We start from the raw sequence: 23,136 nt of genomic DNA, 5'->3' as shown, positions 1-23,136 counted from the left end.
CGGAAGTAGCGCATGAACTGTTATGGTAAATTTGAATGTCAGGCTTAATCACTTGAGGATAAGCAGAATGCTTCTGGAGAAGCTCAGATTGCTTGAGTGCTGCCTTCACGGCGACAGGCGCAATGATCCGGAGTGGCTGGAACTGATTCTTCATCCTGAATTCCGTGAAATCACCCGGTCAGGTGTGACGGTCGACCGGTCAGAGACCATTGCGTCGCTGTTAAGTGAAAAGGCTGCACCGTATATTCTCAGCAGTGATTTCCGTCTTACGGATATGGGCTGCGGTTACGCTCTGCTTCACTATCGGACGTTTTACGATGATGGCAGCCATCATGCATTACGTTCCTCTTACTGGATTTGTTCGGATGAGGGCCAGTGGACTCTGTTTTTTCACCAGGGAACGCCGACTGCAGGCAATGCCGGGGTTCAGGGTTGAGTTGCACACGTAGGGCAGAGAGAATGTGTTTATGCGGAAGATTATTGTTGTGCCATACGATGATAGATGGCCTTGGATGTTTGAAGCTGAAAGTTTACTGATAAAAACATTGCTCGGTGGTGGAGTGACCCCGTTCCCGTAGACATTCACTGTCCTCACGACGAGGCCTTTTCGAAGGCCTCTGGACTGACGCCTCCCAGGTGGCTGTGGCGTCGTGTCCGGTTGTAGAACACTTCGATATAATCAAAGATATCAGCCCGGGCCATGTCCCGGGTTTTATAGATCCGCTTTCTGATACGCTCTTTTTTTAGCGAACTGAAGAAGGATTCTGCCACTGCATTATCCCAGCAGTTGCCGCGTCGGCTCATGCTGGGTGACAGGTTATTAGCTTGGCAGAACCGTCGCCAGTCATCGCTGCCATACTGGCTTCCCTGGTCGCTGTGTACGATAACGGTTTCCTCAGGCCTTCGTCGCCAGACGGCCATCAGGAGAGCATCTAGCGCCAGTTCGCGCGACAGTGAGGGTTTCATTGACCAACCCACCACATTGCGGGCAAACAGGTCTATCACCACGGCCAGATACAGCCAGCCCTGCCAGGTCCGTATGTAGGTAATATCCGTTACCCAGACCTGGTTCGGTTTAACGACTGTGAACTCCCGCTGTACCCGGTTAGGAGCAATGACTGACGGACGTCCCCGTGCTCCTCGCGGGATTTTATAGCCATGTACGGCCTTGATTCTGTTCTGCCGCATAATTTTCGCTACCCTGTTTTTACTGCATACCTCTCCGATTTCTCGCAGGTCACTGTGGACCCGTCGGTATCCATAAACGCCGCCACTCAGGGTATAAGAGTCGCGGATAAGCGTCAGCAGCCGCTGATTATCCTCCTCTCCGGCTGATACCGGGCAGTGGAGCCAGACGTAAAAACCGGAACGGGCAACCTTCAGAACCCGACACATTAGTGTGATCGACCAGACCTGACGGTGATCGTTAATGAAGCGGTACTTTAGTCGGGCTCCCTTGCAAAGTACCGCGCCGCCTTTTTCAGGATATCCCGCTCCTCCTCAGTTCGCTTGAGCTGCGCTTTCAACCGGAGGATCTCCGTCCGGGCATCCAGCAGATCCTGCGCCTGGTGCCCGCTAGCATCAGGTTTTATAGAGCGGATCCATTTATAAAGGCTGTGTTGCGAGACGCCCAAGCGTTCAGAAACGTCGGCGACGGAATAGCCCCGCTCCGTGATCTGGCGGACGGCTTCTTCTTTAAACTCAGGGGTAAATCGTGGTGTGCCCATAGACTCCTCCTATGCTCAAAATATAGGGCAGATTTGTCTATGGGCTCGGGGTCACTCCAGTCATCAAGTCCATGCGTTTGCAGTCGGAGATATGCAGGTATTGAGACATCTCGCTTTCCGTGATTATCTTCGAAGAAACAAGGGCATTGCAGAAGAGTATGCTGAGATAAAACTCGCAGCTGTATTACTCAGCAGGAACGACGCTCATCGCTATAGCGCCCTCAAAGCGAAATTTATAGAGCGTCATCAACAACTAGCGCTAGCTGTCTGAGTTCGTTGCCGGAATGTTATGTATAAAACGATGTAAATATTTAGTAGTCCTCAGTAAACGTCTGTTGTTTGCTCACAGCGGTCTTCTGAGCTGCACCTAAACCAGCCAGCTAAAGGGAGCGGCAGTCAGCCTCAGGCACCGGAGAGGGGGCATTCCAGCGCTTCAAGTGAGAGGCCAAAAGTTTGAGTAAGGTACACATATTTTCAACTGAGAAAATGGAAAACGTCTTTTGAAAAACTTGCCGTTATCGATCCAGCCACATAAAGCCATGCCATTTTCACATTCGAGCACAACCATTGTTTTCCTTCTTTTTCGACGCCTAACAATTGTGCCCACTTCCGTCATGTTGATGCCCCTCTGGAGAGGTCTTTCCCATCAACAATTCTGTTTGAGAGCACCGATCTTACAATGAATTCGTTACACCTTTTAAGATCGTCAATGTCTGGTTGAATTTTTCCATAGACTCGCATCCCTTCCAGCATCATAAAAATGCTCACGGCCATTGTTCGTGGACTTTCATCGCACCGAAACAGCTGCTGCGTCTGACCTTTGCATAATATACCTTCTAACTGATTGATTATTGAATTGAATTTAATATTAACCTTACTTTTTATATCTGCATCACCTGGGAGCAGTTCACTGGCTGCGGCAATAGTAAAACATCCTTTTTCTCCATCAGGTGAAGATGATAAAAGGGCCACGAATTCCAGCGTTTCGCGCAATGCAATTTCTGGAGACAATTCCGCACCGCGCTCTTCTCCCCTCGAAACACCTTCATCCATGTATTGTTGTAACGCCGCGAGATAGATTGCGCGTTTATCAGGGTAGAGCTTATAAATACTGGCGCTTGCGAGACCAGATGCTTTCATGAGGTCTGACATTGATGTTGCCCGATATCCTTTCTGCCAGAAGCATTCAAGCGCCGTATTGAGAAAGATCTCAGGTTCAAATTCTCTGGGTCTGCCAACAGATGCTTTCATATAACCCTCCCAAGAATGAGAATTAATTGTAGATCGATCAATCTACAATTAAAAGTACCTTTATCCATTTCACGCAAGAAGCTCATCTAAGCAGACAATGGGTCTGCTTTTCGCTCATATAGGACAATCAATACAACCCTGTTAGAAATATGCCTTTTGGTTGAGAAACAGGTTGTAGGTTAAGAGGGTATCTTTTTGTCTTGTCCACATCCGGGGTGCATATCCGCCCCGGAACCCTGTGGATACATTTGTGCAGGCCAGGCAACGGGGGGAATATCCGGGGGCGGTTGCTTTTTAACCGCCCCGCAGAATCCCGTCATCTGCGCAGACACCCCCGCAGCTGCTCCGCGCGCCGGCCTGCATCCCTCAGGGAATCGCAGATATCGTCAACTGCCAGCAGCGTCAGCCGCACCGCTGGGACGTCGCTGTCCCGCGGCCAGCGCTGGCGCATCGCGTGGATCCGCAGGAAAAGCTCGCTCAGGGTCTCGTCGATATCGGCCACATCGTCAGCCAGACGATCGGCCGCGTGTTGTTCTGTCAGATTAAGCATTTATCGGTCTCCGTTATGCCGCGCGTGCGGCGCGATGTGCGTAAAGGCGGCGCAGGCCGGCGGCGTGGTACTCCTCAAGGAGCTCGATGCCAATCCAGCGGCGGCCGCACTCCTGTGCGGCAACGCAGGTTGAACCGCTGCCCGCAAACGGGTCCAGTACGATCGCGCCGGGCTGGGTGAAGGTTTCAATCAGCGGCCGCAGCACGCTGACCGGTTTTTCAGTCGGATGATGGCGGTTGCCGGTGTACTGCCAGGGCATGACGTCAGGAAGCGGCTTTGCCGGCAGCCGCGGGCGGCCTTTGGCCAGAAGGTACGCGCTCTCGTGCTGGTAGCCGACGAACGCCGACTTAGAGGCATAGGGTTTGGTAAAGACAAGATGCCCGACGACGCGAAAACCTGCGGCTTTCCACGCCTGCATAAAAATGTCCACGCGGTTCCAGCCGTAGAAGCTCACCGCCAGGCTGTCATCTTTAAGCACCCGGTACATCTGCTGGCTTGCCGGCAGCACCCACTCGCTGTTTACATCGTTCGCAATCGAGCGGCCTGAACGATCCTTAAAGCCGACCAGGTACGGCGGATCGGTGAGGATGAAATCAATGCTCTTGTCCGGAAAGCCGCCCATAACCTGTACGCTGTCGCCGTGCATGAATCGAGACATAGTGATGCTCCTGTGTATGAAGGGGCACCGGTAGTGGTGCCGTGACCTCCACACAGACGGGCGACAAGCAGAGCAAACAAGGGCGGACGCGGAAGCCGCACGCGCCGCCGGAGCGGACTGAATGTCCCGCGCACGGCGGGGAACGGGTGAGCAGGACGGCGCCAGCTTACCTTGTTTGCGAAGCAGCCCGGCTACCGTGAGGGCACGGCACTTTATACCCGCCGTTTTCCGGCCGCAGGACGGGATACGGCATGAAGGTGGAGCGCAGCGACGTCTCTCTCCTTTCCGTAAAGAGCGCCGCCCGCGGGCGGCCGCCTTAGTTACTTCAGCAACCTGCGCGCCAGCACCGTGTCGGCACAGTGGCGCAGGAAATACCAGCTGAGGCTGTTCTCAGCGTCGAGCGTGTTGTCAGCGAGCGCCAAGGTGGCCACCACTTCCTCCGGCGTGAGCTCCGGGGCCACGTCTATTAGGTCGTCAGCTATCCAGAAGTGACCCACGCAGGGCGTGTCGGGGGCAAACCTCTGCAGATGCTCGATCAGTTTTTCAATGGTCAGGGATGCATTCATTTTCTGTCCGGCGGGCCTGCGCCCGCCGCCTCCTGTTCAGCCGCCGTAGCTGGCCACGTTGTCAATGATCCATGCCGGGCCCGTCACCTCACTGAACCCGAACTCGTCTTCCTCATCGCCCCACTCCAGCGAGTCGCAGCATTCCCCGGTCTGACAGCCCGCTTCATAAACAGCCCATCCGCAGTAGCTGCTGCCGGACTCGGCATACCAGTGCTCAACGGTGACGCCGTAACGCTCGCTCAGCGCTGACAGCACGTCCGGCGAGGGAGGCGACCAGGGCGTATCAAAATCAGCGTCAAAAGTGATGAGCCCGGAGTGCGACACGTCAAGATTGTGCGCGTGTGGCCACTTTGTGCCGCAGCGCTCAACTACGTCGCTAAACCCGTCCGGCACACCGTGGAGCAGGCGTCCGTTATATCCGTTTATCTCCGCATCAAGACGCGGCGGGATCAGCTGCAGCATGTCGAACGGAAGTGCCTGCAGCGGCAGCGCGTCTTCGCGGCACTGGCAGTCCCACGACTCGCTGAGGCCGTTATTACCCCGCATCCAGTACCAGTCACCGTGCTTTATCTGCCACAGCCCGGCGATCACCGTCTGCTGCTCTGCAGAGAGCGATGACCACGTCATGCGCTGCAGACCGCTGGCCAGCCACAGTTCGTGCAGCTTGTTGCAGATTTCTGGCGTCAGTTCTGCGCCGTCACGCAGATGCGCCACCCACTGTGTAAAAGCACGGTTCTGCGGAGTATCGTTTCCTGTCACCTTCACCAGAGCGGGATACGGGGCATAGTCCATCGCTTCCACCGGGCGCAGCAGCCCGGCACAGCCCGCCAGAAAGAGCTGGATCCCTTCTGCAGCCGCCCGCGCGTAAAGCGGAACGCCCTCCCCGCCTTCAATCAGCGCCAGCGCATTTTTTACGTGATATTCCGGGCCTGAAACCCGCAGCCTGTTGGCACACCAGTTTGGCATGTTGACTCCTCCGTTAAGGGTTGCACGGCACCATCTGCACCGTGCCGCCACGGAAGCCGGGCGCAAAGCGGAGCAGGCAACGGGCGAGGGAGGAAGCCGCACGCGCCGCCGGAGCGGACTGAATGTCCCGCGTACGGCGGGGAACGGGTGACGACAGACCCCTTGCCGGCGCAGCGGCCCGGCTAAGGTGAAGGCACGGTGCAGGCCCGATGGCACAGAGGGAGCTTGCATGGCATTTTTAGGAACGGGCGCCGGAGCCTGCTCTGGAGCCGTGACAGGGCTGCCGAAGAGCTCGGGGTGAGCCTTCGCACGTACAAAGACTACGAGAACGCAGAACGCGTTAAGCGATCGGTGGCGATGGCCACTGTTACGCTGTCGCTTATCAACTTTACGCCAGCGCTGAAATCCGACCAGCTCAGCAAAGACCTCCTGCTGCAGATGCTCCAGAAAATGACGGCCGAGGTCTCAGGAAAAGAAAACTGGAAGCGATTTTGGCAGGTGAGTGGGCAACGATGCTGTTTGTATTAAGCCGACAAAGCGGACTGACGTCAGGCGAATGTCCGCTATGAGCGAAAAGCGGACATCCGTAGCTGTCATTACTCGTAGAGAATTTGCTTGCTTAGTCGTGTATTCATTAAAAAGGATCAGGTCTAAACACGACCATCGATGGTCAGTAAATAACAGAAACCTATACATCTGAGCCTTGTCTGCGGGCTTCAATGCAAAGATACTGACGTCTTTAAACTCAGCCAGTATTGATAATTCTATGGAATCTTTCTTTTCATCCACTGCAAATTGTCTCGTCCGCTGGCAGGATCTGCCCGGCAGCGGAACACCCCTGATATTTGTGCACGGACTAGGGTGTGCTTCTTCGTACGAATATCCACTTATCGCCACAGACCCTCGTTTAAATAAAAGACGTGCGATTCTTATAGATTTGCCAGGGTGTGGCTATAGTGAAAAACCTCGTGATTACAGCTATTCAATCACTGACCAGGCCAGTGTGGTGGCAGAGTTAGTACGGTATTTAGGGTTGAATAAATGTTTTATTTACGGGCACAGTATGGGGGGGAGTATCAGTATTGAAGCGGCAGGCTTAATCACAAATCGCATGGAGGGACTTGTGGTATCTGAACCTAATTTTAGGCCCGGGGGCGGTTTTTTCAGTCGGCAGATATGCAGTCACAGTGAAGAAGAGTTCATAAACAAACACTGGAAACAAATGATTGAAAACGAATCAGGCCCCTGGGCGGGAAGCCTCGCAGTTGATGCCCCTTGGGCGGTCTGGCGAGGTGCTTCAAGTCTGATAGCAGGCGGTGACTGGCTTGAGCGATTTATTAAATTGCCAGTGCGTAAACAGCTGATCTTCGGTGAATGGTCGTTACCAGACGACGATGTCGATTATTTAGTCAAGTCAGGGATTTCAACGGTAATCCTTGATGATTGTGGGCATTGCATGTCATGGGAACAACCGGGTTATCTTTCTCTTGCACTTTCAAATTTTGTCGGTGAGTAGCAGTAAAATTCAGCACTCAATTGAGTTTCGCGGCTTGGTGCCCAACACCATACTCAGAGCCGGACGATAACGGAGGGCTGGCTGTTCATGGCACGAAGCGGACGCGCGCCGCAGGTCCGCTATGAGCGAACAGCGGACATTGACTGATAACGACTAAAGTTTCATCACATTAAACATAACATCCCTTACCCGCTGGGCATGAAAAAAGCCCGCGTAGCGGGCTTCATTCGCAGGTATCTCGTCGGTGTTCATACACGAAAAGTATCTACCATTCCACGAAGAGCGTGAGCCTGCTCAGAAAGTGACTGCGAAGCAGAAGAGGATTCCTCAACCAGCGCGGCATTATTCTGAGTGACGCCGTCCATCTGGCTGACAGCAATGCTGACCTGAGAAATACCCTGCATCTGCTCTGAAGAGGCGAGCGAAATGTTATCCATAGCCTCAGCCAGCTCGCCCACCATTCCGACAATTCTCAGAATGCTTTGTCCGGTGCCTGCCGCCACCTCAACGCCACTTTCTACCTGTTCTACGGCCTGTTCAATCAGCTGCTTGATGTCCCGTGCGGCGGTGGCGCTGCGCTGGGCAAGGGTTCTGACCTCTCCTGCCACAACGGCAAAACCACGTCCATCTTCGCCTGCACGAGCGGCTTCCACCGCTGCGTTGAGCGCCAGGATATTGGTCTGAAAGGCGATACTCTCGATGACCGATGTGATATCCCGTACCTTAGCCGCACTGAGTGAAATGTTGTTCATGGTTTCAGACATACGCTGCATATCGGTTTCCCCCGCACGGGCAAAAGATGCAGTTTCGCGCGCAGACTCAGCTGTCTGCTGTGCGCCCACTGAGTTGCTTTTCACCGTAGCGGTCAGCTGCTCCATACTGGCGGCCGTTTCCTGCAGAGCAGCGGCCTGCTGCTCCGTACGGGAGGAGAGCTCCGTATTGCCCTGCGATATCTCATCCGCCGCCATAGCCACAGAAGCAGCCGAGTCTTTTATCTGCGATACCAGACCCCGCAGGTTTGCCTGCATGCCATCCAGTGACGCCATAAGGCTGCTCGTGTCGTTGCGACGCAGCGTCACAAACGTTGTCAGGTCGCCAGAGGCAATGGTAGCCGCCAGTGACTGAGCCTGCGCAGGCTCCCCTCCAAGCTGGCGCATAAGCATGCGAATGGTTAAAGTGCAAGTTACGAGCGCAATCACTACGGACACAGCAGCGAGCAGAACGAGTGTCAGTGATGCGCGATCAGCCGCGGCGCTGTTCTGCTCAACGGCGGACTGCGTATTTTTCAGCTGGATCTGCGTCATGTCGTTTAAGGCGTTCAGCAACATAGTCTGAGCCGGGCGCGTGACATTCATCAGATAAGCAGTCGCCTCCTGAGCACGATTATCCAGTCCGAGCTGGCCGGCCTGCTTCAGCGCAGAGATTGCTGGCCCTTCTGCATCACTAATGCGGCGAATGACCTCACGGTCTTCCGGGGTTGATTCACTTTTCATAACCTCAACCAATGCCCGATGATTGACTTCATACAGAGACCCCTGTTTCTGTAATCGCTCCCATTCTGGCTTCATCGCCTGAGGGTCAGTGAGCAGGGCTATGTTGCGTACCGCAATGCCCATATCCCTGATGCCACCGCGCATATCCAGGACAAGCTGATATTTTTTCATTTTGACGTTAACGGCATCGTCCATACCGTCGCTGGCTCTGGCGAGCGCCATGAGCGCAATCGTAGTGCAGAGGATAAACAGGAAAATAAGCAGGCCAAAGCCTGATATAAGTCGTGTCGATATTTTCATAAAGGTTCTCGTTATCAGGAGTGAATATGATGGGTGTCATTTTTGTTATCGGCACATGAGGCTGAATATGTAATCTCCTGATAACACCCTGCCGCGGGATGCTATGACGCTTTATCACTGTCCCGACGTCCAGAAGTAAGCCCGACAGAATCCTAAGATTCTGCAGTTTCGTCACCTCCAGAAAAAATTGTCCCTCAGGGGCAGGAGGAACCTGAAATATACATAACGTTTACTAATTAGTTTGTGTTTCTGGGGAGGCAAGGACATAAGCACAGCCAGCATCATTTTTCTTCAGACCTGCAATGTATCGCGCGTTTCACATAAAACTACTATGGCACCTTTCCGGGCACCTCAGCGAGTTTCTGCTGAAGAGTGGAGTTGTCGGCGTCTTTTCCTGAACATATTGAAAAAACGCCTGTGATGATTTCGGTGCGATTTCGTTGCTATGTACTGTGCTCCGCGCGCCGCATCCCGATGTCAGTAACCTCCGCTTTTGGCACGAAGCGGACGCGCGCCGCAGGTCCGCTATGAGCGAATAACGGACATATCATGTACAGATACTGGTGGTTTTAAAATTACGCAATCATGCAAGATGATTAATTCCGATCTGACTGACTTTGTTACTAGACATTCTTTCCGAATATGCTCTTTCGTCCATATAGAAAAGCACGATTTGTACGATGCGAAAGCTATCAACACTGTAGAGACCGGCACAGGGGGTCCAAGTGTGTTTTTTCACAGAAGTGGGAGGATAAAGGCGGGATTACTGGACAGAATGACGGGTATGTCCAGCAGCAATCGTAAAGCGATGACACGGCTGTCAGACGGCGCTATCAGTTTGCTATACGTTTCGCTATACGCTATATGAATAGCACTGTTGCTATACATAACGAGGCGCAATCATGACAACCACGCAGGCAAACTTTCGCATCGATGCCGACATAAAAGAACAGGCCGAGCAGGCTTTTATCCTTCTTGGCATCACCCCGTCTCAGGCGGTGAACCACTTCTATCAGTACGTGGCAGATAAAGGCAGGCTGCCGTTCTCCGTCCAGGCCACCATCACCCTGGAAAATGACGAAGATATTTACCTGCGCCTGTTGCGGGAGCTCAGAATCTGCAATATACACCTGCGCTATGCGGAGCTGCTAAGTGAAAAAGGTGACAAGCCCGCGTCGCTGAAGAAGGCGCTGTCACTTGCAAAAAGCGAAGCCAGCCGGGCATATGACACCCTCGACGAGCACATGAGCAGCGTTGCGCAGTACGCGCACTCCCTGCCGGAGTTTGGCGCGAATCACGAAACGGGCGGGGTCGATCAGTTCCTGGAGCAGCTGCAAGGCCGCCTGCGCGATATTCGCTTGTGCCTGACCTCTGACTCCGCTCAGATAGTTTCAATGCAGCGGGATCTGTACACCAGTGCACTCATACTGACCTTTTCACATCCAGCTGTGTGGGATGAAGACATGCTTGAATGCCCGCATTCAGTGCCGGATTCGTACATGGTGGGCGGGCAGTAACGGGAAATTTTGCAGTAATGGACAGAATTACGGTCCTGTCCAGTATGGAGAGAAAAGCATACGAAGTATCAAGGGGCTTTAGGCTCAAGCCAGGCGGTAACGTCACCGGCACTGTTGATGAAGTCGAAAAGGATGATCATCTGCTCCACCGCGTAACAGGCGTGGTCTAACTCACGCTCAAACGGGCGAATAAGCGCGGCTCCATCCAGTAGCTGTTGCGTGATCGCAAAATTCGCCAGGAACTCGTGTGCCATCGTGTTTCGCTGTTTCGTAAAGGATTTCAGGCAAGCGTTATAGTCCGTGCGCAGCCCCAGCTTTTCTAGCTCAACGCGGGTCTGTCCTAATGTCAGTCTCTCTAATTTTTCTTCATCAAGGTTGTATCCAGGAAGAGATACGAGGATTTTTTTCAGGCCAAACTCCAGCAACTGCGCCTTGCCCATAAACAGCCCGAACCGCTCTATGAAGGGTTTACCCTCGTAAATTACAAGTCCTGCAAAAATCTTGTCCTGAAGTTCCTGACCGCCCAGCGTATCGTTATTTATGCGCGTTTCCTTTTTCTGAAATTCATGGTCAGATATTTACTCTACTTCTCAGGGGCTGAAGATGGAACAAGACATCGAATTTAAGTATCCCAATATCATAGATTTTTTTGGTACAACTCTCTGTCATATCTGTCACTTTACAACTCATGACCTGCTGAATTACGCGGATTATGATAAGTATGCGGAAGGTAATATACAGAAGAGTAATTCTGACGTTGATAACCAGATCAGTCTCCTGCTTGAAAAAAACGATGAAAGTCATCATGAAGAGATCATTGGCAGCTTCAGCACGGAGTTTCAGGAGTTTGGAGATATATATCCCACGATACACCGTAAGTCGATGGTGATCGCGCTCTACAATTTCTTTGAACACCAGATTAAAACACTCTGCATCGAGGTTAACAGGCTGCTTCCGGCAGATATGAGCAGCAAGTATTTTCGTAGCGTCTGCATCAGGAGCTACCGTAAATTTCTCCGACACGAGGCGGGTTTCGGCATTAATCCAGGTGGCTCACTGTGGAAGCTATGGGAGGAAATGCTTAAGGTTGAGCAAATCCGGCATGTTCTGGTTCATTCAGAAGGTGAGATAGAGAAAGACCGGGTTGAACGACATGCGGATATAGAGAGTTACTGCAAATGCCGGAGTGATATCAGGCTTTACCGTCACAAAATCCTCATCGATAAAGGATATGTGGCAACCCTAATTGCTGACTTAATCGCTCTCTTTGAAAAGCTAGATAACCACGTTGGCACTTTCATAAGACAGTACGAAAACGAACATGGCCGCTATGAAATTCCGTTGCCTCCGGGAGCATCACGCGCCCCGCTATGAACATTATGCACCGTACTGGACAGAATAACCTGAGTGTCCAATATGAGTGAAAAGCAGCTACATGGTAGAATCCTAGTATTCACTCATTTAGCACTAAAGATGACACCATAATGCAGAAGACCATAGCAGAACGGTATGACTTACTTGAAGATGATTACGAGGACGTATTAGCAACCAAATATCTAAAGTTCAATTCCATGCTTAACGCAAATAAAATGTATGTGGATTCCGCAAAATACAAAACATGGATCGGACGGGTAAAAAAGTTACTGGAAGACAGCTATGGAAAGGATTCTGACTTTTATAAAGATTTTATTAATGCGCAGAAAGGATTTTACGCTTCAAACCATGAGATTCTCACCACCCAACTGAAACCGGCTTTCGATGCCGCTAAAGCTGACCTGGTTTATGCCATACCCCTGAATTCAAGTCCGGTATATCAAGAAACTGACAGATTAGATCTGATTATTAATGTGCTTGAAAGGTTTCCTGCATTCTGCCGTCAGTTAAAAATGCGACATAACGAAAGAGAAACTATTGAGGTGAACGACGAGTATGACGTTCAGGATCTGGTTCATGCGCTTCTGACGCTGCATTTTGATGATATCAGGGATGAAGAGGCTTCACCCAGTTATGCAGGTTCATCATCCAGGCAGGACTTTCTTCTGAAGAAGGAGAAAATAGTCTTAGAGGTGAAAAAAACCCGAAAATCTCTGGGTGCACGTCAAATTGGAGAGGAGCTGATTATAGATATGGCACGCTACCGTGAACATCCTGACTGCGAGACGCTGATCTGTTTTGTGTATGATCCTGAAGGCTGGGTGAAAAACCCCAAAGGTGTTATAAGCGATCTTGAGCGAGGTGATGCAAAAGGAAAGACCAGAGTGGTGATAGCTCAGTTCTGATTGCCAAGTTACCACCTGGACAGAATAACCTGAGCGTCCAATATGGCGTTGTAAGAACGTTGCAGAGCATATTTACCATCGGTTCAGCTACTGACTGCGCGCCCGGCCGAAAGTTATGCCAGCATTTTTCAGTATGTCCGTGTAGTTGGTGCAACCAGAATGCCAGCACTGGACAGAATAACTTGAACGTCTGCTATTGGCACTCAGCTGACGAACCTGAATTGCCGTCGGTACGGACGCACGTCCGCTGCTAAACTCAGTATACTCGCACGATAAGCCGGCTCACCAGACAACTCTTTTTCCCTGCGGGGGTCCGCCGCAGGGAACGTTTTTTCCTTATAAACAGCCCTTTTTGAACTCCAGCAAACTGATGGCCAGCCGCATGTATGCTTGGCTGAGAGTGCCATGCGGAGGTCCGTAGTTAAGAAGCATTACGGGGAAGGATGCCGGTACGGGGACAGTTTATTTAACCCCTGGTGAAATACGGAGCCTATAACCCGTACCGGCGAGCCTTAATTTAGCACAGCCGCGCACCGTCTCCATCTGTCCGGGGCCCTGCATCCGTCCTGCCCCAAAGTGCCTGCCGGGTGAGCCAGAATCCGGGGGGAGTGAAAAACGATGCCCAGCTGGTCGGCCAGCGTCTGCTTCACCGGCAGGTGCCCCGCCAGAAAATCCCAGACGATATCGCTGTCTAGCCCGCTGCGGTCACACAGCTACGAAACGGAGACGTCGTGCTCAGCCAGAAGATAAGCGAGAAAGCGTACGGGAGAGGTGTGGCCATCCATAGGTTGCCCCGGACAATTAAAGGGAGAGTTTTCCAGATTCAGGCGATTCGCCTGCCCTACACAACGGGTCCGGAAAGAAATATCTGCCGTTAACTGTCAGCCCGCAACGCTCGCCGTAGTCACTGCTGAGGCGTACCGCAGCAGCGCGAAGAACGAACAGCCGTGCGAGGAAGCGTCATTTCACCGGAGCCGGCAGAGACTACTTACGCACCCGGCCCGAAATCAGATAAAGCAGTTTAAGAAGCCCGGCCGCGGAAGACCAGGCTGCTGGAGTACAGCCAGAGAACGCATCCATACGCATCTCTCGCCCTGCCTCATCATAGGTGATGTCTGGTCGGGTTCAAAAAAATTTTCGCCTGCCTCTCAGCCACATAAAACCGTTTACGGCATGTAACTGCATGTCTCCTCTTGCCATCTAAATCCCGCCCCTTAATACTGTATGCATAAACAGTAATATTATGAGGAGGATTTTATGCGCGACTTACATACAGCACTCACCCGTCATCCTGTGTACATCCCGGGAGCAGCAACATGAAACCCGCGGCGTACGCTTCCGGCCTAATGCTGCTTTGGCCACCCATATTCACGCCGCGCATGCGCGTGCCAATGTTTGCTGACCCCTGCGCCGCCGGCTTTCCTTCTCCGGCGCAGGACTACGTCGAAAAAGAGCTCGATCTCAACGAGCTCTGCATTCGCCGGCGCGCGTCGACGTTCTTCGTACGCGCCAGCGGCAACAGCATGCAGGATCTCGGCCTGTTTGATGGCGACGTCATGGTGGTTGACCGGGCAGAAGAGGCCGCGCACAACGACATCGTCATCGCGGAGGTAGACGGCGAATTCACGGTCAAGCGCCTTCAGCTGCAGCCGTGTCTTGCGCTGCTGCCCATGAATCCGGCCTACCCCATCATCTATCCGGAGGAGCTGCAGCTGCTTGGCGTGGTCACATGGTTTTTCAACAGTACGCGCGCACGCCGGAGGTAACCATGCCTATGTTTGGAATAGCCGACGCGAACAAGTTTTATGCCAGCTGCGAGGCGCTGTTTAGGCCGGACCTGCGCGGCAAACCCGTGGTTGTGTTGAGTAATAACGATGGCTGCGTAATCGCAAGATCGGTCGGAGCAATCGCCATGGGTATCAAAATGGGCATGCCGTGGTTTCAGCTTAAAGCTCAGGAATACTCTGAGAAAGTTCACGTATTTTCAAGCAACTACGCCTTATATCACTCGCTTTCGCAGCGCATTATGACAGCGCTGGAAGAAATGACGCCCCGGGTTGAACAGTATTCCATTGATGAAATGTTCCTCGATTTAACCGGCATAGATGGCTGCGAGGACTTTGAACATTTCGGGCGGCGCCTGCGCGCGCACGTACTGGCCACAACCGGCCTGACCGTGGGGGTCGGCATGGGGCCGACCAAAACTCTGGCGAAATCTGCGCAGTGGGCCAGCAAGGAGTGGAAGCAGTTCCGCGGCGTGCTTGCGCTGACGCCCGGCAATTCTAAAAGAACCGAAACCCTTCTCCTGAATCAGCCCGTAGAGGAAATCTGGGGCGTGGGGCGTCGCATCGGCAAGCGCCTTAACCTGATGGGTATTGAAAATGCTCTGCAGCTGGCGCGAGCGCACCCTGCCCTCATCCGCAAAAATTTTAGCGTTGTGCTTGAGCGAACCGTGCGCGAACTCAACGGCGAATCCTGCATTCCCATCGAGGAGATGCCGCCGGCGAAACAGCAGATCGTCTCCAGTCGCTCTTTCGGCGAACGCATCACCACCAAGGTGGCCATGCAGGAGGCGCTCTGCCAGTACGCCGCGCGCGCAGCGGAGAAGCTCAGGAAAGAGCGTCAGTTCTGCCGGCACGTTGGCGTATTTATCCGGACCTCGCCGCATGCGAAAGATGAGGTGTTCTACGGCAACAGCGCCGGCGAGAAGCTCCCGCGTCCGACGCAGGACACGCGTGACGTCATTGAGGTGGCTATGCGATCTCTGGACCGCATCTGGCTGGGAGGTCGCCGTTATATGACTGCAGGCATCATGCTTGATGACTTTACGCCGCATGGCGTCAGCCAGCTGAACCTGTTCGATGAAGATCAGCCGAGAAAAAACAGTGCGCAGCTGATGAAGGTGCTGGACGGTATTAACCAGTCCGGGCTGGGAAACCTGTGGTTTGCTCGTCAGGGTGTGAACAACGAGTGGAAAATGAAACGGGAGCTGCTTTCCCCTGCCTGGACCACAAACTGGAAAGATATCCCTGTGGCATTTGTCAGATAAGGTCTGTCGAACAAATCGGGATAAGAAGCCGATCGTTATCAGCGCTGCCCGTGATGAGCAGCGCATCAGCAGTCTCGATTACTTTGGCCGGACCTCCGTGCTTTTTTCACAGTAGACCACTTTTAGCCAGCACATCTTTATTCACAAAGGCCATAGCGCCAATCGTCACGTTATTACCAATGATTATTCTCCCTGATTCATCCTCAGCGTTTTTTTACCCAATCGCCATATTCTCACGCAGTTTGAGGCTACGCCCGATGACAGTTTTTGCTCTGACGACAATCTCGACGTAATGGTTCACTTTCATTTCCGGACTGACAGAAGCCTCAAGGGTGATGTCAGTGCCGTAACGTCTAAGTAGCTTGAGGTTGAAACGGAGCGCTCTTTTCTGCATACGCAGAGAAGGCAGCATATGTATATAAATGGCCACTTGCCATCAGAAGTAATAATTGTTCTTTTAGCCTAAAAGCACCCGATGGATGACTTTAAACAAGGTTAAATATTCAATTTCTCAGTGGGTCAAGACTTCGCTTTAGGAAGTAACACCAAGTGGCGTCAGTTAGCTAAGGCTGTTTAAGGATCGGTAGGCCAAAGCAAGCTGCGAGAAGCTAATTGAAATTCTTAACGACATTAACCAATCTGGCGCGAAAACGTATGGTTTGTGAAGCAGGTCGTTAATACATAATGGAATATTAAATGAGAGAGTCTTTCAACGGCATGAACTGCTAACTGGAAGAGTATACCAATAGCAAAAGTTTATTGATGATAAGTAAAAACAAATTTGATTATCAATTGAAAGCCCCCCTCACATCATTAATGACATTGAAATCATGGGAATTTCAGATTGAAATATCACAATATTTGACAATACATACAATGACTTAAAAATATTTTTTGCCGGGGATTACTATATGAAATTTCATCACCATACCTGCACCTGAAGCCCTAATGTGAAGTGAGGCAGTCCCTCATTAGCAGCTCATTCTCTACACAGCAAAAAGCGAATCCGATTATTAACAGCGAAGGGCGGTCATCAGGAATATCTTAAACACAATAATGGACATCGATGTAGAAAATCATGTCAGTACAACAATTTTATGAATATCAAAAAAAGTTGCACGCACAAAATTTAAATGTACACTCGCTTCAATGATTGCCAATGGAGATGAGTGATGAAAAGTACTTATGGTGGCGTGGATGAAACAGCCCGCAGGGCGACCGCAATGCTACGCAGTATGAGCGATGACATAATAGGGAAGCGTCACGAGTTTGGCCTAGATAAGTATTACCAGACTTATACGCGTAATACTGTGGCAAACATGCCAAAACTGAGTCGCCGCGCGGTAGAGCAGGCGATTGCAGAAATGGAAAAAGAAGGGCATGTGTTCGGAAAAAAAGATGCTGGCAATGCTAAGCACTACGCTCTGACAGTTCAGGACGTCGTAGACATCTATGAACACCGTAAAGTGCCCAAATATCGTGAGCTACACGAAGAGGATGGTCCGTTCACTATTTTCGTCGTCAATCTTAAAGGTGGTGTGTCCAAGACGGTTAGCACCGTAACGCTGGCGCATGGGCTGCGCGTTCATCCCGATCTCCTGCAATATGACCTGCGCATTTTGGTTGTTGATCTTGACCCGCAGGCATCCAGCACGATGTTCCTTAATCATTCAAGCAGCATTGGTTCCATCATGGAAACCGCAGCGCAGGCCATGTTGAATGATTTGGATGCGGAACAGATAAAGGAAGACATTATTCTTCCTACCATCATCCCCGGCGTAGATATTATTCCGGCGTCCATTGATGATGGCTTCGTGGCCAGTCAATGGAAGGAACTCGTTAGCGAGCACCTGCCTGCAATGAAGCCTTCGGAAGTACTGCGCCGCAATATCATTGATCGCGTCGGTAAGGACTACGATTTCATTTTTATCGATACCGGGCCACACCTAGATGCCTTTATGCTTAATGCTATTGCTGCGAGCGATCTGCTTTTAACACCGACGCCGCCAGCTCAGGTCGATTTCCACTCCACATTAAAATATCTGACTCGTTTACCAGAAATGCTGGAGAAGCTTGAGGATGAAGGCATTACTCCAAGAATCAAAGGCAACATTGGATTTATGTCGAAGATGACCTCCAAGCGTGACCATGAAATGACGCATGGTTTAGCGCGAGACGTCTTCACGTCATACATTCTGGACGCGACATTGCCACGCCTTGATGGGTTTGAACGCTGCGGTGAAACCTTTGACACAATTGTCAGTGCCGATCCTCAGTCATATCCAGGTAGTACGGAAGCATTGAAAAATGCAAAGCGCGAGGCGGAACGGTTTACGCAGGCAGTATTTAAAAGAATTGAGTTCGTGAGGGGAATGAAATGAAGAAAGAGCTGAAAGGGCTAGGGCGTTCAGTAAGTGAATCCAGCTTTTCTAAAAAATTAAGCGAGACAGACGGCAACCGAACTTTTGTCCTGAAATCAGGTGCGGAAGCAAGTTTTACGCTCACACATGTACTTCACGATGAAATTGAAAAGCAAACTTTCGTTGATGCCGGCGTAAACGGCCGTGACCAGTCATTCATCACCAAGGAGTCGGTTAGTGACATTGCCCGCACTATTAAGCTTCAACAATTCTTCCCGGCGATCGGCAGAGAAGTAGAAGGGCGGATTGAAGTACTGGATGGCTCTCGCCGCCGTGCAGCCTGTATATTTAATGGCGCGGCTTTTGATGTTTTGGTGACTAAAGACGATTTATCACTGGCTGATGCCCGTCAACTGGCGATCGATATCCAGACGGCGAAAGAGCACACATTACGTGAACTGGGTAAACGACTAAAGCTGATGTATCCGGAAGGAACGACGCAGTCTGAAATGGCGAAGGCAGAGGGCATATCGCCCGCTAAAATCACCCGCGCTTTTCAGGCCGCATCAGTGCCCGATGAAATGATCGGCGTGTTCCCCTCCGTTAACGAGCTTTCAATCAGCGATTATCAGGCTTTGCTTGATGTAGCGGAGAAGGCCAACGTTAAAAACATCTCCATCAGCGACCTTGTGATTAACGTCCTTGAAAAAATGGACGAAGATACCAATTTGAAGGTTGATGAGACGGCTTACAAAGCCAAGATTATTGGTTATTTCCGCACTGAAGTCGCTGGCCTAAAAAGCGGCAAACCAGCCTCTAAAGTCGTGACTATAAAGATGGCGGATTTTGCGGATAAGAAGCAGTTCGCGCGTAAGAAGACTGATTCAGAAAAGCGACTCGTTACATATGAGTTTGCTCGCCTTCCAGCAGTTTATCAGGCGGAGCTCGATGCTGCTGTTAAAGAAGTAATAGCGCGAATGCAGGCTGAAAGTAATAGCTAATTAATACCATCATATGAAAGAGACACTCTTCAGCCTGTGAGCTGTTTGTGTCTCACTCAAGCAATCAGAAAAAGTGAAATGCTCCCCCTATAAAAACCCACTGTAAATTCCTGTAATTATTACAAATTTTATAAATATTTCACATTGAAATTCCCAGATAACTGCTGACCTGCCCCAGGATTAGATACAACCTTAAGTTAGTAATGTCGGTTGGTTTTTCTTCATATTTCCCGTTTCGCTAGTCCGTTGCGAATTCTGCTGGTGTCTGGTAATACAGGATGAATGGAGACGACACTCGTATAATCCTGCCGCCAGTCATTAATCGTTTTCCGGGCATGAAGAATATCGCTGAACCAGTGTTAATTCAGACACTCATCGCGAAAGCATCCGTTAAAACTCTCAATAAATCCGTTATGTGTTGGCTTACCTGGCTGGATAAGCCGTAGTTCCACACCATGCTCAAAGGCCCATTGATCGAGCGCGCGGCAGGTGAATTCCATGCCCTGATCGGTTCTTATTGTCGCCGGATAGTCCCGAACCAGCGCGATGCTGTCCAGAATACGCGTGACCTGACGCCTGAAATAACGAAAGTAGCGGTGATCCTCAGACACTCCTTCGTTAAATCATCCACGCAGGTCGGGTACTTAATCCGGTGGCCGCTGGCATGTGCATCCATGACAAAATCCATCGACCATGTCAGATTTGGCGCATCCGGACGAAGAAGTGGAAGCCGCTCAGTTGCCAGCCATTTACGGCGTCGCCTGCGCTTTACGCCCAGGCCATTGAGATGATAGATGCGATATACCCGCTTATGGTTGACGTGAAAGCCCTCTCGGCGCAGTAGCTGCCAGATGCGTCGATAACCAAAGCGGCGGCGTTCACTTGCCAGCTCTGTAATGCGTAGAGACAGTTGCGCGTCAGCAGCCGGACGCTGAGCCGCATAACGACAGATTCAAAGGGACAGAACTGCTAACCTGCAGGCTCAACGTTGTGACAGATCCGTAGCTTCACACATGGCCTCCACAGCTTCCCGCTTCTGGTCTGTCGTCAGAAATTTCGGCCCAGAGCCACCTGAAGTGCCTTCTCATCCGGCATTGCTTCAGCTAGCAACTTCTTGAGGCGGGCCTTCTCCTCTTCAAGTGAATTGAGCCGCTTTACTTCGAGAACTTCCATACCATCAAGCTTCTTGCGCCAGGTGTAGAAGTTAGCTTCTGAAATAGCATGCTTGCGGCAGAGTTCCCGGGCCGAAACTCCGACTTCGGCCTCGCGGAGAATACTAATGATCTGTTCGTCGGAAAATCGCTTCTTAACGGGGACGTCCTCATGTGACTAATGAAGACATTACTAACATCGAGGGGTATTAATAAACGAGGATCTGGTCAACTAGCAGCTGTTGATGGCTTAGAAAACAGCAGCGTTTTCCGTAAATTCAGCTCCTTCATTAAATGCACGTGTTAGCAGACTTTTGTTAGTACTTTTTCAGTGACGACCACTATAGCGAGTAAGTTACTCTCTACAGCGGTCATTTTAAGAAGCAACAAGCACGTCTTGTGTATGAATGCAGACTTCTCAGCCTACAAGATTAGAGAATTTATCTTCTCTCTACAGTGGTCTTTAACCCATAAAAAATGGTCTTAAGGCTTGATTTACAAACCAAGTAATCAGAAAAATTTAATATTCAAACCATGCATTTAGCATCAGTAAGTACGACTCGGTCATCCTCCGATCCCCGACATTTTATTCATAAAACTACCTATTGTCCGTGTTTTGATACACGAAACTAACGAGTCAATTAGCCAAGAGTAAGAACTCTTTTGTGTAGTGGCGCTCCTTGGCTTTTTACGGTTAGGCAGCCCTGCACAAGTACGCTAATTCGTAGTCTATAAAGATCGTGCTTAGCTATTATCCTCTAAATCTCCAATATTTTTCATAAGCTAATGGTTATATCGTTCGTCTGGACTTTATCCACGTTATCCACAGGCCAGATCCAATAATTTGATCCTAATATGATCCCATCAAGATCCTAAACAGATCCCTAAATCGCTGCAGGCCATGGTGTTAAAGGCTTAAACCCCTATAGATGACTGCTGTAGAGAGCGTAATGACTATTGTAGCGAGCAACTTGACCGCTATAGAGAGCACTGAGGACCTTTATAATGAGAACATAATGACTGCTATAGTGAGTAAACGCCTGATTTACCTGTTAATAAATCATTTAGATGATTATTTGAGCTTAGCCTTTCTGCTAAAGGGCTCAGCTTCGCTTGTAATCTCTTGGACTCTTAGTTCTAAATAGTTATGCATCGAAAATAGCACCAGAAATTGGCAATAATTCGTTTCTAAAAGTTATCAAATGACTAGATCCGATAACAGATCCATATAAGAACCAAGATGTTCTTATTAGATCTCGGTACGTTAAGGAGCCTTAATCTAACTGGGTTTACTAATGATCTCCGACCGCTATAGCGAGCGAAAAGACTACTGTAGAGAGTAATTAACCCGCTATAGTAAGTAGAATAACCGCTGTAGTGAGTGCTAGTATCCTCTTTAACGAGTAACGGCGATTATCGCTTGTTCATATCACGGATTTTCAAATGCCGAAAAAAGAACAAGAAATCAACCTGATAGCTGAAGCATTCAGTGAAACGGACAAACGAACTGGTGAAGTTATTCACCTTACGCCCAACAGCAACAATACTGTTCAGCCAGTAGCGTTAATGAGGCTTGGTCTATTTGTCCCAACACTGAAATCCACCGCTAATGGTCGGAAGAATCAGATGTCCTCTATGGACGTAACTGATGAGCTTAAACAACTCTCGATCGTTAAGGCAGAAGGTTATGAAAACATTAAGATCACTGGCGCACGCCTTGATATGGATAACGACTTTAAAGCATGGGTCGGGATCATTCATGCCTTTGCGAAATACAAAGTGCTGGGCGATAGTGTAACGCTCCCCTTTGTTGATTTCGCCAAACTATGTGGCATTCCCTCATTGCGCTCGTCTGCGAAGCTTAGAACGCGTCTGGAGGCCTCTCTAACGCGTATTGCTACCAACACCATCCACTTTGCTAACAAAGAGGGTGAATATTACGTCACGCATCTGGTTCAGTCAGCTAAATACAGTGTCAAAAATGACACTGTGACATTGCAGGCTGATCCTAAGATTTTTGAACTTTATCAGTTTGACCGCAAGGTATTGCTTCAGCTACGCGCTATCAACGAATTAGCGCGCAAAGAGTCCGCTCAGGCACTTTACACATTCATTGAGAGCTTACCCCCCGATCCCGCCCCGGTGTCCATGCAGCGCCTTCAGGCGCGCTTAAATTTGACCTCGCGGCCTAATACTCAATATGCAACCGTCAGAAGGGCTATGGAGCAGCTGAAAGAGATTGGGTATCTCGATTACACGGAGTTCAAACGAGGATCGACGGTCTACTTCTCAATCCACTATCGGCAACCTAAGCTAAGGCCTGCAAATATCCCAATTAGTCTCCCTGAACTTGAAGACGATGAATTGGATAGTGACCATGAAATTGCTCTGGCTAAAAAGCCAGTGAAGCCGAGAACAGCTCCTAAAGCTAAGGAGGGAGCTGCCGGCAAGATGGTCATGTTGTCAGAAGAAGAGCTGGTTATGCTGGAAACCATCAGGAAGCGCAAGAATAACTAAAGTCAAATACTGACAAGATGGCACTCAACTATGAGTGCCTTTTTTAAATTTTTGAATAACCAAGACCGCTGTAGTGAGAAGGCTACTCGCTATAGCGGTCTATAAATGGGTCATAAATGTGACTGTAATCACTCTCACTACAGTGGTCATTTAATCTAACTTTTAGGGGGGTAACTCAAAATAATATTTAAAATTAGTAATTTATCTCGAATCAAAACTCATGGCTTTATTGAGA

Annotated in this window: 20 protein-coding genes and 1 pseudogene; 12 read left to right on the top strand and 9 right to left on the bottom strand. The window is 50.3% G+C overall.

Features of this window, described 5'->3' with window-relative positions:
* Positions 1-67: 67 nt before the first annotated feature.
* Positions 68-436 (top strand): DUF4440 domain-containing protein, encoded by a 369-nt coding sequence (locus tag PO881_RS23695; protein WP_280173350.1) that lies wholly within the window; start codon positions 68-70, stop codon positions 434-436.
* Between the two features lie 155 nt (positions 437-591).
* On the opposite strand, the gene PO881_RS23690 is transcribed toward PO881_RS23695, so the two are convergent.
* A protein-coding gene (locus PO881_RS23690; protein WP_277975161.1) for an IS3 family transposase occupies positions 592-1,727 on the bottom strand; the annotation gives its coding sequence in 2 pieces (ribosomal slippage) (positions 592-1,472 and positions 1,472-1,727; 1,137 coding nt in all).
* Here PO881_RS23690 and PO881_RS24115 point away from each other — a divergent pair.
* Positions 1,672-1,998 carry a GrpB family protein gene (locus tag PO881_RS24115; RefSeq protein WP_348273505.1) on the top strand — a complete coding sequence of 109 codons (327 nt, stop codon included), beginning with the start codon at positions 1,672-1,674 and terminating at the stop codon, positions 1,996-1,998. The genes PO881_RS23690 and PO881_RS24115 overlap by 56 nt on opposite strands.
* A 341-nt stretch (positions 1,999-2,339) precedes the next feature.
* Here the strand turns inward: PO881_RS24115 and PO881_RS23680 are convergent, their stop codons facing one another.
* The 5 genes from PO881_RS23680 to PO881_RS23660 all read right to left on the bottom strand — a co-directional run bounded on the left by PO881_RS23680 (position 2,340) and on the right by PO881_RS23660 (position 5,718).
* Positions 2,340-2,978, bottom strand: a complete 639-nt coding sequence (locus PO881_RS23680) for a TetR/AcrR family transcriptional regulator (RefSeq protein ID WP_280173348.1) — start codon at positions 2,976-2,978, stop codon at positions 2,340-2,342.
* A gap of 316 nt (positions 2,979-3,294) precedes the next feature.
* Positions 3,295-3,528: a hypothetical protein gene (locus tag PO881_RS23675; RefSeq protein ID WP_280173347.1), complete on the bottom strand. Its 234-nt coding sequence runs from the start codon at positions 3,526-3,528 to the stop codon at positions 3,295-3,297.
* 13 nt (positions 3,529-3,541) lie between these two features.
* Positions 3,542-4,186 (bottom strand): DNA methyltransferase, encoded by a 645-nt coding sequence (locus PO881_RS23670; RefSeq protein ID WP_280173346.1) that lies wholly within the window; start codon positions 4,184-4,186, stop codon positions 3,542-3,544.
* Positions 4,187-4,506: 320 nt separating this feature from the next.
* The gene (locus PO881_RS23665; RefSeq protein WP_280173345.1) at positions 4,507-4,752 is read right to left on the bottom strand and encodes a hypothetical protein; all 246 of its coding nucleotides are present in this window, start codon (positions 4,750-4,752) and stop codon (positions 4,507-4,509) included.
* Positions 4,753-4,788: 36 nt separating this feature from the next.
* Complete coding sequence (locus PO881_RS23660) at positions 4,789-5,718, bottom strand: DUF1281 domain-containing protein (RefSeq protein ID WP_280173344.1); 930 nt, start codon at positions 5,716-5,718, stop codon at positions 4,789-4,791.
* Positions 5,719-6,015: 297 nt separating this feature from the next.
* Here PO881_RS23660 and PO881_RS23655 point away from each other — a divergent pair, with 297 nt between their 5' ends.
* A complete protein-coding gene (locus PO881_RS23655; RefSeq protein WP_280173343.1) occupies positions 6,016-6,246 on the top strand; it encodes a hypothetical protein in 231 nt (76 codons plus the stop codon).
* A 238-nt stretch (positions 6,247-6,484) separates the two neighbouring features.
* Positions 6,485-7,234: an alpha/beta hydrolase gene (locus PO881_RS23650; protein WP_147199095.1), complete on the top strand. Its 750-nt coding sequence runs from the start codon at positions 6,485-6,487 to the stop codon at positions 7,232-7,234.
* Between the two features lie 248 nt (positions 7,235-7,482).
* Here the strand turns inward: PO881_RS23650 and PO881_RS23645 are convergent, their stop codons facing one another.
* Entirely contained in the window at positions 7,483-9,027 is a 1,545-nt protein-coding gene (locus PO881_RS23645; protein WP_280173342.1) for a methyl-accepting chemotaxis protein, read from the bottom strand.
* A 902-nt stretch (positions 9,028-9,929) separates the two neighbouring features.
* Between PO881_RS23645 and PO881_RS23640 the strand changes: the two genes are divergently transcribed.
* Positions 9,930-10,544 carry a type II toxin-antitoxin system RelB/DinJ family antitoxin gene (locus tag PO881_RS23640; RefSeq protein ID WP_280173341.1) on the top strand — a complete coding sequence of 205 codons (615 nt, stop codon included), beginning with the start codon at positions 9,930-9,932 and terminating at the stop codon, positions 10,542-10,544.
* Positions 10,545-10,612: 68 nt separating this feature from the next.
* Here PO881_RS23640 and PO881_RS23635 read toward each other — a convergent pair whose 3' ends face one another.
* Positions 10,613-10,984: a hypothetical protein gene (locus tag PO881_RS23635; RefSeq protein ID WP_280173340.1), complete on the bottom strand. Its 372-nt coding sequence runs from the start codon at positions 10,982-10,984 to the stop codon at positions 10,613-10,615.
* A 163-nt stretch (positions 10,985-11,147) separates the two neighbouring features.
* On the opposite strand from PO881_RS23635, the gene PO881_RS23630 reads away from it, so the two are divergent.
* The 6 genes from PO881_RS23630 to PO881_RS23605 all read left to right on the top strand — a co-directional run bounded on the left by PO881_RS23630 (position 11,148) and on the right by PO881_RS23605 (position 19,233).
* On the top strand, positions 11,148-11,918 hold the full coding sequence (locus PO881_RS23630) for a hypothetical protein (RefSeq protein ID WP_280173339.1): 771 nt from the start codon (positions 11,148-11,150) through the stop codon (positions 11,916-11,918).
* 110 nt (positions 11,919-12,028) lie between these two features.
* Positions 12,029-12,823, top strand: coding sequence for a malate dehydrogenase (locus PO881_RS23625; RefSeq protein ID WP_280173338.1), 795 nt, complete (start codon positions 12,029-12,031; stop codon positions 12,821-12,823).
* 1,316 nt (positions 12,824-14,139) lie between these two features.
* Complete coding sequence (gene umuD / locus PO881_RS23620; RefSeq protein WP_280173337.1) at positions 14,140-14,589, top strand: translesion error-prone DNA polymerase V autoproteolytic subunit; 450 nt, start codon at positions 14,140-14,142, stop codon at positions 14,587-14,589.
* 8 nt (positions 14,590-14,597) lie between these two features.
* Positions 14,598-15,872, top strand: coding sequence for a translesion error-prone DNA polymerase V subunit UmuC (gene umuC / locus PO881_RS23615; protein ID WP_280173487.1), 1,275 nt, complete (start codon positions 14,598-14,600; stop codon positions 15,870-15,872).
* 1,172 nt (positions 15,873-17,044) lie between these two features.
* A complete protein-coding gene (locus PO881_RS23610; RefSeq protein WP_280173336.1) occupies positions 17,045-18,253 on the top strand; it encodes an AAA family ATPase in 1,209 nt (402 codons plus the stop codon).
* The gene (locus PO881_RS23605) at positions 18,250-19,233 is read left to right on the top strand and encodes a ParB family protein (RefSeq protein WP_280173335.1); all 984 of its coding nucleotides are present in this window, start codon (positions 18,250-18,252) and stop codon (positions 19,231-19,233) included. The genes PO881_RS23610 and PO881_RS23605 overlap by 4 nt, the downstream gene beginning before the upstream one ends.
* A gap of 238 nt (positions 19,234-19,471) precedes the next feature.
* Here the strand turns inward: PO881_RS23605 and PO881_RS23600 are convergent.
* Positions 19,472-20,517, bottom strand: a pseudogene (locus PO881_RS23600) (IS3 family transposase).
* Between the two features lie 1,310 nt (positions 20,518-21,827).
* On the opposite strand from PO881_RS23600, the gene PO881_RS23595 reads away from it, so the two are divergent.
* Positions 21,828-22,901: a RepB family plasmid replication initiator protein gene (locus tag PO881_RS23595; RefSeq protein ID WP_280173334.1), complete on the top strand. Its 1,074-nt coding sequence runs from the start codon at positions 21,828-21,830 to the stop codon at positions 22,899-22,901.
* The last annotated feature ends 235 nt before the right edge of the window (positions 22,902-23,136 follow it).

Origin of the sequence: Pantoea sp. SS70 (genome assembly GCF_029866845.1) — a bacterium.
Classification (GTDB): Bacteria; Pseudomonadota; Gammaproteobacteria; order Enterobacterales; family Enterobacteriaceae; genus Pantoea; species Pantoea leporis.
Note: the sequence above shows the minus strand (reverse complement) of the source record. Positions and strands in the feature narration are given on the sequence as shown.